Consider the following 16,462-nt stretch of genomic DNA (forward strand, 5'->3'; position numbering starts at 1 on the left):
GCCTGCCTGCCCGGCCCCGGCTGCCCCCTGGCGTACGCCCCCCGTACGCTACGGCCCATGAGCGCAGAGGCCCCCTCGGGACGGGTGATCGACGGCCGCTTCACGCTGGTGGAGCGGCTCGGCAGCGGCGGTATGGGCATGGTCTGGCGCGCCCGCGACGAGGCGCTCCACCGCGATGTCGCCCTCAAGGAGGTGCGGCCCCGGACCCGGCGCTCGCGGAGTACGACCCCGAAGGCGCCCGCACCCTGCGCGCCCGCGTGCTGCGCGAGGCCCGCGCCCTGGCCCGGGTCGACCATCCGAACGTGGTCACCGTCCACCACATCGTCGACCCCGGCGAGGACGGTTACCCGTGGATCGTGATGGAGCTGGTGGCCGGCTCCTCCCTGCACGACCGGCTCGCCCACGGGCCCATGGAACCCGCCGAGGCCGCCGAGCTGGGACGCGGCATCCTCTCCGCCCTCCGCGCCGCCCACGCCACCGGCATCCAGCACCGCGACGTCAAGCCCGCCAACGTGCTGCTGCGCCCCGACGGCCGCCCCGTCCTCACGGACTTCGGCATCGCCGCCATCCGCGAGTCGACCAGCCTCACCATGACGGGCGCCCTCATCGGCTCGCCCGACTACATAGCCCCCGAACGGATCCGGGGCACCGAGGGCGACCCGTCCTCCGACCTTTGGTCGCTCGGCATGATGCTGTACGTGGCCGTCGAGGGCCGCCACCCGCTGCGCCGGGCCACCACCCTGGCCACCCTGGCCGCCGTGCTCGACGAAGAGATCCCGCCGCCGACGCGCGCCGGATCCCTCACCCCGGTGCTCAACGCGCTCCTCACCAGGAACATCCCGGCCCGCCCGGACGCCGAGGCCCTCGACCGCCTGCTGGCCGAGGCCGCGCGCCCGGGCGGGAGCCCCGCCCCGACGCCCACGGAGCCCGTACGGGAACGGCCCGCGTCCGCGCAGCCCGGGTCCGTGCACAGCACGCCCACGCAGACGGCCGCCACGCCGCCACCCCGGCCGGGACCCGCGTCCGGGTCCGGGTCCGTGCCGCCCCCGTCACCCGTGTCCGACCGGAAGGATCCGGCGTCCGCCCGGCCCGGCGGGCCCTTCGACCCGCCCTCCTCGTCCGCGGGCCCGGAGGACCGCGTCCCGACGGGCTACGGCTTCCCGCCCCCCACCGCCACGCCCCCGTCCGCACCCGGCGGCAATCCGTACCAGCAGCCCGCCACCGATCCCCACGACGCCCCGCACGACGCCCCGCACGAGCGCGGCCGCCGCGTCGAGCGCCGGGTCTGGCGGATCAGCGCCGCGTCGTCCGTCGTCTCGGCCGTGGTCATCTCGGGCGCCATCCTCTGGACGGCCGACCCGTTCTCCTCCCAGGGATCCGACAACGACGACCGCCCGCGCGACCGGGCGAGCGCCCCTCAGGTCTCCGCTCCGGCGCCGGACCCGGTGGCTGACGACACCGACGGGTCCGGTGCCACCGGCGATTCCGAGAAGGAGGCGCCGGCGACCGTGGACCTGCTGACCCCGGACGGGGCACGGGCGGCGATCAAGGGGATGAAGCCCCTCATGGGCGGGACGAAGGTCACCGACTTCACCCTCTACGGCGAGCACGCCTCCGCCGATGCGCCGCTGAAGACCAACGCCGCGGTGTACGACCGCTTCAGCTACCGCGACGGTCGGGCGGAGAACGACGACATGGGCGGCACCCTGCCCTCCGGGTCCACGACGATCGACCTGAACTCCGTCGACTGGGACGCGCTGCCCGCCCTGCTGAAGACGGCGGAGAAGACGCTCAACGTCGACGAGCCGGAGAGCCGTTACGTGATCGTGGACCCCTCCTCGCCCTTCCACAACGACCGCCCGGTGCTGCGCGTCTACGTCTCCGACTCGCACGGCGGCGCCTTCCTCACCGCCGAGCTGGACGGCCGGGTCATCGAGAAGAGCCCGCGCCCCAAGGGCTGAGCGCCGGCTGGATCGGATCCGGAAGCTGCGGCAGGTCCAGGTCGAACGGGTTCCGCTCGATGACGTACGTGCAACTGGTGTAGGTGTAGCCCGGCTGGACCTTCGTCCCGGAGGAGTAGCTGTCCACCCGGGCGGTCGCGCCCGTGCCGTGCTTGTAGAGGAAGTGGTACTCCCCTGCGGGAAGCTGGAGCCGGGCCTTCGGGTAGTTCCTGCCGCTCGCCCCGCAGGCCCGCCGCGAGCCTTCGGAGGCGCTGTACCGCTCACAGCCGGCGCAGGCCTTCAGCGTGACGGTGCCGGTGACCGGGCCGGTGTAGAGCACCTCGACCGCGTTCGGCGCGTCATTGCTGATGACCAGCTCCATCCGGGACCCGCCGGGCCGCTTCGACGGTGGCAGCCGCTTGCCCGCCGCCGGCCGGTCGTCGGCGATCTCCGCGGCTATGGCGATGTTCCGCGCCTGCCGTACCCGCCCGTCGCTCTTGTACGTCCGCGCGAAATCGGTCAGCGTCGTGCGCGCGTCGCCGAACTTCTCGTCCTTGAACTGGTCGACCCCACAGGCGTACACCCCGTCCACGACGCCCTCGTCGGCATCGCCGCGCAGCGCCTTCACATCCTCGGCGGGGAGGCCGGACGCGGTGGCGCCGAGGCCCCGCAGCACCTCGGTGGCCGCACACGGCTCGGCCCCCTTCAACGCCGCGACCTGCTCCTTGATCCGCTTCCCGATCGCCGGCCCCACCTGCCGCGCGGAGGCGGAATCGGGGAACGTGCGCAACAGCTCTCCCAGCTCCGTGCCGCCGCCGCCCGGCCCGCCCAGACGCGACACACCGCACCCGTACAACGACACGGCGAGCGGTTCGTCGGGCCACGCGGCGAGCGCGCCCAGCAGCTTCTCGTCCACCGAGTCCGGAAGCGTCCGCAGATAGGTCAACGGTGCGACGGCCTCACAGAGTCGCTTCTCGGCGTACGGGGCGGAGACGGCGTCGTAGTACGTCTTCAGGCGGTCCGGGACGAGCTTCGCGGCCCGGGAGCCGGGATGGTCCTCGCCGAGCGCGCGATAGGCGTCGAGCGCCCGCTCGTACTCGCCCTTCGCCGAGCCGAACGGCTGCCGCGAAGCCGCCGTGACCCGTTCGTCCCCGGCCGCCAGCCGGTCCAGCAGCATCTGCTCCCGCGCCTCGTCCCGCGCGGAGCCGTACACCACGGCCCCGCCCGTCGGCACGGCCAGCAGCACCACACCGAGCCCGACCGCCAGCACGGGCCGCCACGCCCCGCCCAGCGCCGAACGCCGGGCGATCCTCGCCCCGTCGGCGGCGGCGAGCACCAGCACGAGCAGATACCCGACGAGAACGCCCCCGGGCACCCCGTCCGGATCGGCCGGCAACGCCGCCCACAGCAGCACCGCCGTGGCCGCCCAGCACACCGCGGCCCGCACCCAGCGCCCCAACAGGGCGTAACCGAGCCCGAGTCCGGTCAGATTGAGCAGGGCGGCGCCGACCGCCCGCAGGGGCGCGCCGGGCGGCGGCGGACCGACGGCCGGCGCGTGGGAGGGCGGCGGTGGCACAGGTCCGCCGAAGCCGGTTCCAGCCGCACCCTGTCCCACAGTCCCGTACTGGTCATCGGACTCCATAACGGTCCCCCCACCGCCGAGCCGTAAAAGTCACTCTGACTCTGCCCGGGGGCGTGCCGCCTCACGCGCGATCGGGCGGGCATTCTGCCCCCTACATCACGTCGTTCGGCATCCTATGTGGCGAAATGGCACGCCAGGTACCGGAGTTGATGGACGAGGCCACAGAAAATGCACTCGAACGGGTGAGGCTGTTCGGATCTTCGGGGCCCCTTCCTGTGCCATGATCGCTGAGTCGGTTCACCGGCACTCGCAACACAGCCAAGTCAGCTCATAACGAAGGTAGTTGTCACGCGTATGTGGAAGATTCTTCAGTGGATGTGGTGACCCCGCGCGGCCCGAAGGGCCACGTGACCAGCGGTTGATCCGCACCGCGGTCGAACGGACCGGCACCCGGGCGAGCCTCAGGAGCCGGTCCTTCTCGTTTCCTCTCGAAGCAGCCGCCGCAGGCTCTCCGCCTCGGCCTCGGAGCCCAGGCTCCGGTACACCCCCTCCGCCCTCCTCGCGTACTCCCGTGCCAGGTCGCTCCGGTGCATACGCAGGGCCGTACGCGCGAGGCCTGCCAGCGCCCGCGCCGCGGCGGGGCGGGAGCCGGTGCGCTCGGCCAGCTCCAGCGCCTGCTCGTACACCTCCGTCGCCACCTCCGGCCGGCCCGCCGCGTGCACGTCGGCCACGCCGAGCAGCGCCCGGGTACGCTCGTAGGCGCTGTCGATCCTTCGGGCCACCTCCTCCGCCGCGGTGAAGTGGAGCAGCGCCTCACCGGTGTCGCCGTTCTCGGCGTACGCGGCTCCCATACCGATCAGCGCGTTCGCCTCGCCCAGGGCGTCCCCCCGGGCCCGGTGGCTCTCCAACGCCCTCCGGAAACCGTCCAGCGCTCGCGGTGTGTCCCCCATGGCCTGGTGCACCGCACCCAGGTTGGTGTCCAGGATCGCCAACTCCTGGGCTCCGCTGTGCAGGCGGGCCAGCACCCTCGACCGTTCGAGATGGTCATGGGCGCGCTCGATGCGGCCCTGGAGCTGGTGGATCTCGCCGATGTTGTTGTGCGCGCGGATCTGCCCCAGCAGATCCCCCGTGCCCTCGTGGATGTGCAGGGTGAGCCGCGCCCGGCCGAGCGCCTCGTCGTACCGGCCCTCGTAGTACAGCGCCGCCCCCTCGACGTTGAGGCAGTCCGCCTCACCGTGCGGATCGCCCAGATCGCGGTAGAGCGCCAGCGCCCGCGCCACCATGCGCAGCGCCGGGCCGGTGTGCCCGGCGGCCAGATGCGCGCGGCTCGCCTGGAGCGAGCTGTCGGCGCACCCCGCGGGGTCCTTCAGGTCCTGGAACAGGGTCAGCGCCTCGCCCGCGCAGCTCAGCGCCTCCCCGGGCCCCGTCTGCGCCAGCACCTCCGCGGCCTCCACCAGCGTCTGCGCCAGCAGCGCGGGAGTGCTCCGGGAGCGCAGCGCCTCCACCGCCGCGCCGTACAGCTCGTTGGTGATGTCCCAGCTGCCCCAGATCCTGAGCGAGGGGGCCAGCGCGTGCGGGAAGAGCGCCGCGTGCTCCGGGTCCTCCACGGCCGCCGTGCGGGCGGCGGCCAGCAGGTTGGCCCGCTCGACGCCCAGCCAGGCCGCCGCCTCCTGGGCGTCGCCGAACGAGGCCGCGTACGCCGAAACCGGCTGGGGCTCCATGGCCCTGCGGCGCGGGTGGGTGAGCCGGTGGGCCCGGTACGCGGAGGTGAGGCAGTAGCCGAGGAGCCTGCCGACGGCATCGCCGCGCTCGCTCTCCGGCTCCTCGACGGTGCACATGCGCAGCGCGAACGCCCGTGTGAGGTCGTGCAGTTGGTAGCGGCCGAGCGCCGGCTCGGTCAGCAGATGGCAGTCCAACAGCTCCTCGACGCCGCGCCGCACGTACCCGTCGGCGGCGGTCCCGGGCGCGCTCCCCGACAGTGCGGCCGCGGCCGCCGCCGTGATGTCGGGCCCGGGATGCAGCGCGAGCAGGCGCAGTAATCGGCGCGTGCCGGACGTCAGCTCCGCGTAGGAGAAGCGGAACGCCGAGACGAACACCTCCTCATCAGGTCCGTCCAGGGGGTCGCCCGACTGCGCGAGGCGCTCCAGAAGGTGGCGCAGGTCCCAGATCTCCCGATGCCGGAAACGGCCCGCGAGCAGCGTCGTGGCCAGTGGATGGCGGTCGCAGGCCGCCACCAGGAGCTCCAGCGCCTCCGGGTCACGGGAGGTCCGGGCGGTGCCGGCGATCCGGGTGAACAGGGTCGCCGCCTCCCGGGCCGACAGCGCGTCCACCGGCAGGGAGGTGGCCCCGTCCAGTGCGGAGAGCCGGTTGCGGCTCGTCACGATCGCCAGACACCCGGGCGACCCGGGCAGCAGCGGACGCACCTGGGCAGCGTCCCGGGCGTTGTCGAGCACGACCAGCACCCGGTGGTGCGCGGTCCACTCCCGCCACGCGGCCGCCCGCCCGTCGAGGGTGTCCGGCAGCGCCTCGCCGGTCCCGGCGGCCTGCAGCAGGAAGGCCAGCGCCTCGGCCGGGTCGACGGGCCGCCGTCCGCTGAACCCGTGCAGATCGACGTACAGCTGACCGGCCGGATAGTCCTCGGCCAGCCGGTGAGCGGCGTGCACCGCCAGCGCGGTCTTGCCGATACCGGGCATTCCATGCAGAACGGCGAGCGGCAGCGCGTACCCGTCGGCGTCGGCGATCCCCTCGCGCAGCAGCGCCAACTCCTCGGCCCGGCCGGTGAAGTCCCGGGTGTCGCGGGGCAGGTTGTTGCGACCCGGATGGCAGGACGGGGGCTGCGCGGCCGGGGCGGCGCTGGGCGTGGGGGGAGTGGGCGAGGTCCGGGCGGCGCCGGGCGCCGGGGGAGTGGGTACGGCCGGGGCAGGGGCCCCGATGGTGACGGCCTCCGCACGGGGCCCTGCCAGACCCCGGTCCTGTTCCAGGATCCGCTGGTGCAGCGCCCGCAGGTCGGGCCCCGGCTCCATGCCCAGCCCCTCCCGCAGGCGGGCGTGCGTCCTGCGGTAGAGCTCCAGCGCCTCGCTGTGCCGCCCGCTGCGGTGGAGTGCCAGCATCAGGGAGCCGACCACCCCTTCCGCGAGTGGGCTCTCCGTCGCCAACTCGCGCAGCTCGCCGATGAGATCGGCATGCCGCCCGAGCTCCAGCTCCAGCCGGATGCGCTCCTCCCGGACATGGCGGTGGTCCTCCATCAGCCGCGTACGCACCGAGGCCGCCCACTCGCCGGAGCTCTCGGTCAGGGGCTCGCCCCGCCACATGCTCTCGGCGGTCCGCAGCAGCCCGATCGCCCAGTCCGTGCGGCCCTGCTCCGCCGCCACCGCGGCCTCGGCGCGGAACCGCTGGAAGCGGACCAGGTCCAGATCGTTCTGGTCGCTCATCCGGAGCCGGTACAGCCGGGGCGGCATGTGGTCCAGCCGCACGAGCGGCCCCACCGCGTCCCGCAGGTGTCTACGCAGCTTGGAGAGGTACGTCTGGAGCGTGGCCGGACCCTTGGGCGGGGGCTCGTCGCCCCAGACCCGCTCCATCAGCGTGTCCACGGCGACGGGTTCCCCGCGCGCGTGTACCAGAACGGCGAGCACGCAGCGGTGTTTCACCGAACCGAGCACGTGCTGCTGGTCCCCGTGCCACAGTTCCAGAGGTCCCAGAGCAAGAAGGTCCATATCGCCCCCCGATGGGTGCGCCACTTCCTGCCGCCACCGGCAGCGTCCGCACGTCTGTGCGGAACAGTCCACTGTTCCCTGAGCCACCGGCCCGGACCAGAGCGCACGGGGGCGTGAGCGGGGCGCATGGCGCGGCGCTTTTCCGCGTACAGCTGGAACGCAGGATTCCTGCAAGCCGCCTGTCCACGTCCGTGGGCAGATGCGTCCCGGGCCGCCATCAGCCGCGGCCTCCGCGGGCCTCCGGTCCGCGGCGACGGAAACGGGGACTGATCAGATGAGCCTGACCATGCCGGACACGTACCGGCCCCTTGTACCGGTGCGCCTGGACGTCGAACGCTGGGTCACCCGGCGGACCCGCAGGAAGATCCTGGCCGTGGTGCACACCGTCACGGCGGGACAGCGGCTGCTCGAAGCCGTACGGCTGCTGGAGGGCGACGCCCGGGTGCAGGTGTTCTTCACCCAGGCGCCCGACGTGTTCAGCCACGGGGTGGACCACTTCCTGGAACGGCTGGGCGGACTGGTCCTGCCCTGGCACCAGGCGGTCCAGCTGCCGTTCGACCTGGCGGTGGCGGCCGCCCACGGTGGACTCCAGGAACTGCACGCCCCGGTGATCGTGCTGCCGCACGGCGTCGGGCACAACAAGCTGATCCCCGCCGGGCAGCGCGGCCGCCCGGTCGCCGGGCGCGGGATCTACGGACTCGACCGGCAATGGCTCATCCAGGACGGCAGGCTGGTGCCCGAATCGATCGTGCTGGCCCACCACGAGGACCTGACCCGCCTCGGCCGCGCGTGCCCCGAGGCGCTGCCCGCCGCCGAGGTGGTCGGCGACCCCTGCTCCGACCGGATCACGGCGAGCCTGCCGCAACGGGCCCTCTACCGCGACGCCCTGGGGGTCGGAGCACGCCGGCAACTGGTGACCGTCTGCTCCACCTGGGGGCCGGGCTCCCTCCTGGGCCGCCAGTGGGAGCTGCTGGAAAGGCTGGTCGACGAGCTGCCCCGGGAGGATTTCCGGGTCGCGCTCCTGCTCCACCCGCACGTCTGGAACGCCCACGGCGAATGGCAGGTCCGCAGCTGGCTCGCGGGACTCGTGCGCTCCGGGCTCCTGGTGATCAGCCAGCACGCCGACTGGGTCGGGGCGCTGGTCGCCGCCGACCACATCGTGGGGGACCACGGCTCCGTCTCGCTGTACGGGGCGATGACCGAGGTCCCGGTCCTCATGGGCAACGTCCCCGACGTCGACCTGGACCCCGGCTCACCCGCCGCCGAACTGGCCTCCTTCGCCCCGCGGCTGCACGCCGACCGCCCCCTGGACCGCCAGCTCGCCCGCGCCGCCGCGGCCTACCGAGCGGAGCGGTACGAGCAGGTGACGGCCCGGATCACCTCGGAGCCGGGACGGTTCGCCGTCAGGATGCGGGCCCTGATCTACCGCAAGCTCCGGCTGCGCGCCCCCGCCGCCCGGCCGCGTACCGACCACGCGCCACTACCGGTGACGGCGCGTCACGACACCTGGGGGCACGCTCGATGACCGCGACGACCGTACGGCTCACCGAGGACGCCCCCCAGCGCGGAGTCCGCCGGACCGGAGCCGCGCTGCTGCACCCCGACCGCCCGCTGCGGGTCGTCGACGAGCACCTGCGCGTCCGGCTCCCGGCCGCGCACCCGATGCCGTTGCTGGCGGACGTCCTGGTGGCGGAGCTCCCGTCCGGGACGCGGTCGCCGTACGAGGGCCCCGCCCGGTACGCCGCCGAACTCGCCGACTGCCACCCCGGCGCCCTGGTGGTGGCCGTGTACCGGGGCCCGCTCTGCTGGCTGCGGCTCGGCGGCCGGCCACGGCTGCTGGTCCGCGGGCCGGGAGGGCCGGTGCAGCCCTGGGCGGTCTGGGCCTCGGTCGCACACGTCTGGCTGGTGGCGGGCCTGGACCCGGCCGCGTTCGACCCCGCCGCCGTAGTGGTCGTCAGGACCGTACGCGACTACCCGCCGCCCTCGCCCCGGTCGTCCTCGGACGGGACCGGTCCCGGGGGCGGAGAACCCTCCGTCTCCGGCGGCTCCAGCACATCGAGCCGGGCCATCGCCCCGACCGCCTCCGCCGACCCCGACCGGCCGACGGAGTGGTACAGGGACACCGCCTCCAGGTAGTACCGCCGGGCCTGCCGAGGCTGCCCGCGCCGCTCGGAGAGCCGAGCCAGCCCTCCGAGCACGTGGGCCGCCTCGAACCCGGCCCCTTCCGCCCGCAACGCGGACAGCGCCGCCGACAGCTCCGCCTCCGCCCGGTCGAGCCTGCCGAGCCCCACGCAGGCCCGGCCGGTCAGGCCGGCGGCGCGCGCCGCGTTGTACGTGTCGCCGGCCGCCTCCAGCGTGAGGCGGGCGGCTTCGGCCTCGACGGCGGCGGTCTCGTACCGCTCCTGGGCCAGGGCGATGCCGGCCAGATTGAACCGGGCCAGCGCACCGGCCCGGAGATCACCGTGGGCGGGCAGCTCGGCGGCCGCGCGGGCGAAGTACTCGGCCGCGCGGTCCTGCTGCCCGAGCCGCTGATGGGCCAGCCCCCGGTAGTTCAGCGTCCGGGCGTGCCCGAGGGTGTCGCCGCGCTCCAGGAACGAGGCGGCGGCCCGCTCGAACATGACCAGCCCCTCGGCGTGATCGCCGGTGGCGAGCCTCCCTAAGGCGCCGGAGGTCAGCATCCGGCAGGATGCCTCACCGTTCCCCGTCTCCTCGGCGGCCAGCAGCCCCTCCCGGTGCGCCTCGATCCACTCGCGGTACAGCTTGCGACGCGGGAACAGCGGCCACAGCGCGTCGGCCAGCTGCCAGGCGAGCTCCGGAGCGCCCATCGGGCGCGCGAGACGGACCACCGCCATCAGGTTGGGCAGCTCCCGCTCCAGCCAGTCCAGCGCCGCCTCCGCCGCCGTCTGTCCGCCGACGGGATCGAGATCCTCCTCCGCGACGGACTCAGGCACAGCGCCCCGCCCGAACTCCCTCTCGGGGCCGGCGCGTCCGGGCTCGATGATCTCCTCGGCCCGGCCGGCGGCGGCGAGGTAGTGGTGGCCGATGCGCAGCGAAGCGGCGGCCCGTTCGTCGGCGCTCTCGTCCTGAGCGGCCCGCGCGGCGGCGTGCAGCCGCACCAGATCGTGGAACCGGTAGCGCTCGCCGCCCGACGCCTCGGCGACATCGACGAGCAGATTCGCGTCGTGCAAAGCGTCGAGCGCCTCGACGGCGTCCCCGCCCAGCAGCGTCCGTGCCACCGGGACGCCGAATTCCCGTCCCGGGTGGAGCCCCAGCAGCCGGTAGAGGCGGGCCGCCGTGGGCGGCAGGCCCTGGTAGGAGAGGTCCAGCGCCGCCCGCACGTCGTGGTCGCCCTCTATCGCCAGTGCCTCCAGTCGTTCGTGCTCCTCGGAGAGGGCCCGGACCATCGCGGTGATGCCCTGCCGGGGGCGGGCCGCCAGCCGGGCCCCGGCGATGCGCACCGCGAGCGGCAGCCCCGCGCAGAGCAGGACCAGCGCCCGCGCCTCCTCCGGCTGGGCGGCGACCCGGCCGTCGGCGAGGGTCGCGTCGAGCAGTTCGACCGCCGCCTCGGTGGAGAGGGGCTCCAGATGGATCACATGGCCCCCGTCGAGGCTCAGCCCCGGCATCCTCCGGCGGCTGGTCACCGCCGTCACACACTGTCCCGCCGGCAACAGCGGCCGCACCTGGGCCGCGGTCGCCGCGTCGTCCAGCAGCACCACGAGCTGCCGGCCGGCCGTCAACGACCGGTAGAGCGCGACCCGTTCACCCAGCGCCCGAGGGACCTGACCGCTCGGGACGCCCAGCGCCCGCAGGAACCTGGCCACGACCTCACCGGGGTCGGCGGGACCGTCCGGCGCCTGCGCGCCCAGATCGGCGTACAGCTGACCGCCGGGGAAGTGCGGGCGCAGCGTGTGCAGCCAGGCGAGCGCGACCGCGGTCTTCCCCACCCCGCCCAGCCCGCTCACCGCCGCCAGCGTGGGATGCCCGTCCTCCATGGCCCGGTCCCGGTGCGCCTCCAGGGCGCGGAGCTCGTCCGTGCGGTCGGTGATCCGGACCGAGGGCGGTAACTGCCAGGGCGGCGGCACCTCCTCCCGCGCCCCGGCCCCGGACACATGGATTCCGCCGTGCACGCTTCCCGTCTGCACCACGAAGCCGTGCACCGTGCCGCTCAGGTCGTTGGCGTTCGTGCTGTGCTCGTGCCCCCGCATGCGTCCCCCTCCGGACAGCCGAGTACCAGCTTTCACCAGACATCCTTTCCGTACAGGCGCTCGATACCCGGGTCCACGGCGATCGGCCGCGGTTGGCCGAATCCTCATCCGGGGGGAGCAGGGGCGGTTCGGCATATGCCATTCAGATATGCGCTCCGTAGTGGCGACCTTACGCGCCGCGCACACCAACCCTGCCTTTTCACACGTTCTCCGCCTTCGGTGCCGCACGCTGTGGCACCGTGGATCAACTGACGACCCGGATGTCCGGGCGTCCGCGTAGGGGGATCTTCATGCGATTTCGCACCGTCGCGGTCTCGGCCGCGCTCGTCCTGTGCGCCACGGCGGGCGTAGCCGCCTGTTCGTCCTCGTCGGACACCGCCGACGCCACCCGTCCCGCCGGCCCCGCCACCTCCGCGACGCCTGTTCCCGTGGACGGCACGGCGGGCTACATCGAGACGGGCGAGCGCCAGGCCGGTCCGCCCGAGACGGACGGCCGGGCCGGGGCGGGCCCCGCGTCGTGCGAGACCTCCGCCGCCGCGATCCCGGCGGAGTGCGCCCTCGATCTCTCGTTCCACGACATCGCCGAGGGGAAGCCGGCCGAGGGGCCACCCGTGCGGTGACACCGGTTACCCAGGAGGGGCGGGCACACACAGGTGTGCCCGCCCCTCTTCCTGTGCCCGCGGTGTGCCCGCCGGGTGTGCGACGTTCGCACCATGGGGCCCCTGCGTCACGGAAGCCCCTTCCATCCGTCACGACGATCTCTTAGTCTCACACTCTGTTCACATATTGATATTTGATGATCTCGCAACAGAGGTCAGGCGCGGGGGTAGTGAAGCATGCGTGAAAAGTGGCGCTCGAAGTTGAGCGTTCTCGCCGGCGCGTCAGCACTCGCGGTCTCGGTGGTCACCGTGACGCCGGCGCTGGCCGACGACGTACCGGTGGACCCCCAGGAAGTGCGGATGCCGGCGGACGTACGGATCGTCGAAGGCGGGGCCACGGCGCCCGGGGAGACCGTTCCCTTCCCGGCGGAGCCGGTGGGACCGGTGGAAACCCCGGCACCGGGCGGACAGGCGGAAGCCATGGCCGCGGCCGCGCCGTCGTCGAGCGCGTGCCTGGGTTCGACCGTCGCCTACGGCTCCAGCGGGTGCTTCCAGCACAACGGCGACATCATCTGGGCGGGCGACACGAAGAAGGACGGCATGTCCGCGGCCGTCGGTGTCTACACCGACTACGGGCGCGCCGAGGAGGTCTGCGTCAACAAGCTGGGCGTGGACACCTGGGCGACCTGCAACAAGGACTACCGCGAGGACGGGAACGTACGTCTCCGGGTCCTGCGCTACGACGGCGACACGGGCAAGTTCTACCAGCCCGAGACCTGGTCCGGCTGGATCCCGGTCGACGGGAAGTTCTGACGGCCCACCTCACGGGGGCGAGCCGGACCGCGCTCCGCTTCGCCCCCCGCGAGGGCGCGGCACCCGCGCGGCGCACACGAAAAAACCGGACCAGCCTCTGCTGGTCCGGTTCTTCAATCCGGAAGTGCCCCCGGCAGGATTCGAACCTGCGCACCCGGCTCCGGAGGCCGATGCTCTATCCCCTGAGCTACGGGGGCGTATCGCGTTGCTGCTCTGCGACGGGTGAAACACTACCAGCTCCCACGGGGTGTCCGTGAACAGGTATTCCGCCGTGCCGACGCCGCTCTTCCGGCCCCGCCAGGGAGGGCGCGGAAGCGGTGGCCACCCGTCCGGGGCGGAAGTGGACAAAACCCGGACGCCGCACCTCCGGCCGACCTACTCTCGAAGGGTGTCAGGGGCGTACGGCCGCGTGCTTGTTGTCGACGACAACAAGGTCATCCGGCAGCTGATCAGGGTCAATCTCGAGCTGGAGGGCTTCGAGGTCGTGACCGCGGCCGATGGTGTCGAGTGCCTGGACCTGGTCGAGCGGGTCCGCCCCGACGCGATCACCCTCGATGTCGTGATGCCCCGGCTGGACGGTCTGGAGACCGCCACCCGCCTGCGATCCGACCCCCGGACCCGTCATCTTCCCATCGCCGTCATCAGCGCCTGTACGCCCTACGAGGTCGACGCGGGTGTGGCGGCCGGGGTCGACGCGTTCCTGGCGAAGCCGTTCGAGCCGAGCGAGCTGGTGCGCATCATGCGCCGACTGGTGACGGGGGAGGAAGAGCCCTCGGTGGACGGCCGGCGCGGTGCCGGGCGGGCGGGGAGCGCCACCGGCTGACCCGGTCGGTGAACCGGGTCCGGGCCGACCGGGGCGGTGCCGCCGGGTCCGGCTGACCCGGGCGTCGGCCGGGTCCGGCCGACCGGATGGCGAAACCGGGTCGCGAAGTGCCCCCCTCTCTCACCTACGCTTGACCCGTGACCCCCGCCGACCTCTCCCGGACCGTGCTGCACGCCGTGCGCCGCGCGGTCGACGAGGATGCCTTGCGCGCACCCGTGCCCGCGCGCGTGCGGGTGGAGAGGACCCGGCCCGGCGGCAGCGGGGACTACGCCTGCGCCGTCGCGCTCCAGCTCGCCGGGCCCGCCGCGCTGCCCGCCCTGGATATCGCCCGCATCCTGCGGGAACGCGTCGCCGCCGAACCCGGCGTCGGACGGGTCGAGATCACCGGACCGGGGTTCCTGAGCTTCACCCTCGACGCACCGGCCGTGGGCGACCGGGCCGTGCTCGACGCCGTACGGGAACAGGGCCTGGCGTACGGACACGGGGACGCGCTCCGGGACGAGATCCTCCAGTTCCACCACGCGCGGGAGGTCCGCGCCGCCGTCACCGCCCACGCCGTCCGCCGGCTCGTCATCTCCCAGGGCGCCCGGGTCCGGGTCAGCTGCGAGGAGGCGTCCGACCCGGACTGGACCCGCCTCGGCGTCACCGTGGACGCGCACGGGACGCCCCCCGTACCGCTCACCGGGATCCGGCCCGTCCCCGCCGGGGTCACCGCGGGGGAGCTGCTGGCGCGGCTCGGGGCCGACGCCGCCCGCTGGGGGCTCCTGCGGCCCGCCGGGCACGACCGTGCCGCCCTCGGCCCCGGACTGCTCGTCCAGGGCGAGGCGAACCCGCTCTTCCTGGTCCGTCACGCCCACGCCAGGGCGCGTGCGCTCACCCGCGGGGCCGCCCTCCTTGGCTTCACCGCCGAGCCCGCCCCGTACGGCGAAAACCCCGTCCCATACGACGGTGCGGCCCGCCCCCTCCTCGACCTCATCGCCGACCACCCCGGCGCCCTGCTCGCAGCAGCCCGTCACCGCGCGCCCGACCGGGTAGCCCGGCAGCTGGAAGCCGTCGCCCACGCGTTCTTCGACTTCCACGACTCCTGCCCGTCCCTGCCCGCCGGTGACGAGAAACCCTCGGCCGCCCACCGTGCCCGGCTGGCTCTCGCCGAAGCCGCCGGGACGGTGCTGGCAGGCGGCCTGTCCCTGCTCGGCATCCGCGCGCCCGAACACCTCTGACGCGATCAGAAGAGACCCGAGAGAACATCACGATGAGCCGCTCCGCACACCCCGCAGGCCCCCGTCACGCCGACGTCCTCCACGAGGGGCACTACTCCGCGCCCGCCGCCGACCTCAACGTCCTCGACGAGAAGGTCTGGTCACGCACCGTCACCCGTGACGCGGACGGCGCCCTCACCGTCGGCGGGATGACCGTCGCCCGGCTCGCGGAGGAGTTCGGCACCCCCGCCTACTTCCTCGACGAGAGCGACTTCCGGGCCCGCTGCCGCGCCTGGTCCGACGCCTTCGGGCCGGACGCCGACGTCTTCTACGCCGGGAAGGCCTTCCTCTCCCGCGCCGTCGTGCGCTGGTTGAAGGAAGAGGGGCTGAACCTCGATGTGTGCTCCGGCGGGGAGCTGACCACCGCGCTCGACGCCGGTATGCCCGCCGAGCGCATCGCCTTCCACGGCAACAACAAGACCGTCGCCGAGATCGAGCGGGCCGTCGAGGCGGGCGTCGGGCGGATCGTGCTCGACTCCTTCCAGGAGATCGTCCGCGTCGCCCACATCGCCCAGCGCCACGGCGTCCGCCAGCGGGTGCAGATCCGCGTCACCGTCGGCGTCGAGGCCCACACCCACGAGTTCATCGCGACCGCGCACGAGGACCAGAAGTTCGGGATCGCGCTCGCCGACGGGCAGGCCGCCGAGGCGGTGCGCCGCGCCCTCTCCCTCGACGGCCTCGAACTCATCGGCGTCCACTCGCACATCGGCTCGCAGATCTTCGACATGGCCGGCTTCGAGGTCTCCGCCCGCCGCGTGGTGCAGCTGCTCGCCGAGATCCGCGACGAGCACGGCGTCGAACTGCCCGAGATCGACCTCGGCGGCGGCCTCGGCATCGCGTACACCTCCGAGGACGACCCCCGCGAACCGCACGAGATCGCCAAGGCGCTCAGCGACATCGTCACCCGCGAGTGCGAGGCCGCGAAGCTGCGCACCCCCCGGATCTCCGTCGAGCCGGGGCGCGCCATCGTCGGCCCCACCGCGTTCACGCTGTACGAGGTCGGCACGATCAAGCCCCTGGAGGGGCTGCGGACGTACGTCAGCGTCGACGGCGGCATGTCGGACAACATCCGCACCGCGCTGTACGACGCCGAGTACAGCGTCGCGCTCGTCTCCCGCACCTCGGACGCCGAACCGATGCTGGTCCGGGTCGTCGGCAAGCACTGCGAGAGCGGCGACATCGTGGTCAAGGACGCGTTCCTCCCCGCCGACCTGGCCCCCGGCGACCTGATCGCCGTCCCCGCCACCGGCGCGTACTGCCGTTCCATGGCCAGCAACTACAACCACGCGCTGCGCCCGCCGGTCGTCGCGGTCCGCGACGGAGCGGCACGCGTCATCGTCCGGCGCGAGACGGAGGAAGATCTCCTGCGCCTCGATGTCGGCTGATGAAATAGTCATCTCAGGATCCGGACGAGGGTCAGAAACTCCCGTCCGGTGAGTGAGACTGGTCCACACATGAGCATGACCCTTCGGCGATCGGGGGGTGGGAGAAGAACCGCCCCGCGACGCCGCCCCCCCAATCGCCGGAG

The 16,462-nt window shown here is 73.5% G+C and carries 9 protein-coding genes, 1 tRNA gene and 1 pseudogene; 7 read left to right on the top strand and 4 right to left on the bottom strand.

The genetic code is table 11. From position 1 onward, the window contains the following. Window positions 1-57: 57 nt before the first annotated feature. Window positions 58-1,961 (top strand): annotated as a pseudogene (locus ACIQRW_RS04080) (protein kinase). Here the strand turns inward: ACIQRW_RS04080 and ACIQRW_RS04085 are convergent. Continuing rightward, window positions 1,930-3,582 carry a hypothetical protein gene (locus ACIQRW_RS04085; RefSeq protein WP_403754061.1) on the bottom strand — a complete coding sequence of 551 codons (1,653 nt, stop codon included), beginning with the start codon at window positions 3,580-3,582 and terminating at the stop codon, window positions 1,930-1,932. The pseudogene ACIQRW_RS04080 and the gene ACIQRW_RS04085 overlap by 32 nt on opposite strands. 401 nt (window positions 3,583-3,983) lie before the next feature. Continuing rightward, on the bottom strand, window positions 3,984-7,235 hold the full coding sequence (locus ACIQRW_RS04090) for an AfsR/SARP family transcriptional regulator (protein WP_403754064.1): 3,252 nt from the start codon (window positions 7,233-7,235) through the stop codon (window positions 3,984-3,986). Window positions 7,236-7,509: 274 nt separating this feature from the next. Here ACIQRW_RS04090 and ACIQRW_RS04095 point away from each other — a divergent pair, with 274 nt between their 5' ends. Then, complete coding sequence (locus tag ACIQRW_RS04095; protein WP_403754067.1) at window positions 7,510-8,760, top strand: hypothetical protein; 1,251 nt, start codon at window positions 7,510-7,512, stop codon at window positions 8,758-8,760. A gap of 445 nt (window positions 8,761-9,205) precedes the next feature. On the opposite strand, the gene ACIQRW_RS04100 is transcribed toward ACIQRW_RS04095, so the two are convergent. Further along, window positions 9,206-11,440 (bottom strand): ATP-binding protein, encoded by a 2,235-nt coding sequence (locus tag ACIQRW_RS04100; RefSeq protein ID WP_403754429.1) that lies wholly within the window; start codon window positions 11,438-11,440, stop codon window positions 9,206-9,208. A 290-nt stretch (window positions 11,441-11,730) separates the two neighbouring features. Between ACIQRW_RS04100 and ACIQRW_RS04105 the strand changes: the two genes are divergently transcribed. Together ACIQRW_RS04105 and ACIQRW_RS04110 are read left to right on the top strand one after the other, a co-directional pair. Next, complete coding sequence (locus ACIQRW_RS04105; protein ID WP_403754069.1) at window positions 11,731-12,060, top strand: hypothetical protein; 330 nt, start codon at window positions 11,731-11,733, stop codon at window positions 12,058-12,060. Between the two features lie 216 nt (window positions 12,061-12,276). Next, entirely contained in the window at window positions 12,277-12,852 is a 576-nt protein-coding gene (locus tag ACIQRW_RS04110; RefSeq protein WP_403754072.1) for a hypothetical protein, read from the top strand. Between the two features lie 125 nt (window positions 12,853-12,977). On the opposite strand, the gene ACIQRW_RS04115 is transcribed toward ACIQRW_RS04110, so the two are convergent. After that, window positions 12,978-13,049 (bottom strand) — tRNA-Arg (locus ACIQRW_RS04115). 212 nt (window positions 13,050-13,261) lie between these two features. On the opposite strand from ACIQRW_RS04115, the gene ACIQRW_RS04120 reads away from it, so the two are divergent. The 3 genes from ACIQRW_RS04120 (at window position 13,262) to lysA (ending at window position 16,319) form a co-directional block, all read left to right on the top strand. Continuing rightward, entirely contained in the window at window positions 13,262-13,675 is a 414-nt protein-coding gene (locus tag ACIQRW_RS04120; RefSeq protein ID WP_397793807.1) for a response regulator, read from the top strand. A gap of 137 nt (window positions 13,676-13,812) precedes the next feature. Continuing rightward, window positions 13,813-14,895 (top strand): ArgS-related anticodon-binding protein NrtL, encoded by a 1,083-nt coding sequence (gene nrtL / locus ACIQRW_RS04125; protein WP_403754075.1) that lies wholly within the window; start codon window positions 13,813-13,815, stop codon window positions 14,893-14,895. A gap of 32 nt (window positions 14,896-14,927) precedes the next feature. Further along, the gene (lysA, locus tag ACIQRW_RS04130; RefSeq protein WP_403754078.1) at window positions 14,928-16,319 is read left to right on the top strand and encodes a diaminopimelate decarboxylase; all 1,392 of its coding nucleotides are present in this window, start codon (window positions 14,928-14,930) and stop codon (window positions 16,317-16,319) included. The last annotated feature ends 143 nt before the right edge of the window (window positions 16,320-16,462 follow it).

Origin of the sequence: Streptomyces sp. NPDC091287 (assembly GCF_044768525.1) — a bacterium.
Taxonomy (GTDB): Bacteria; Actinomycetota; Actinomycetes; order Streptomycetales; family Streptomycetaceae; genus Streptomyces.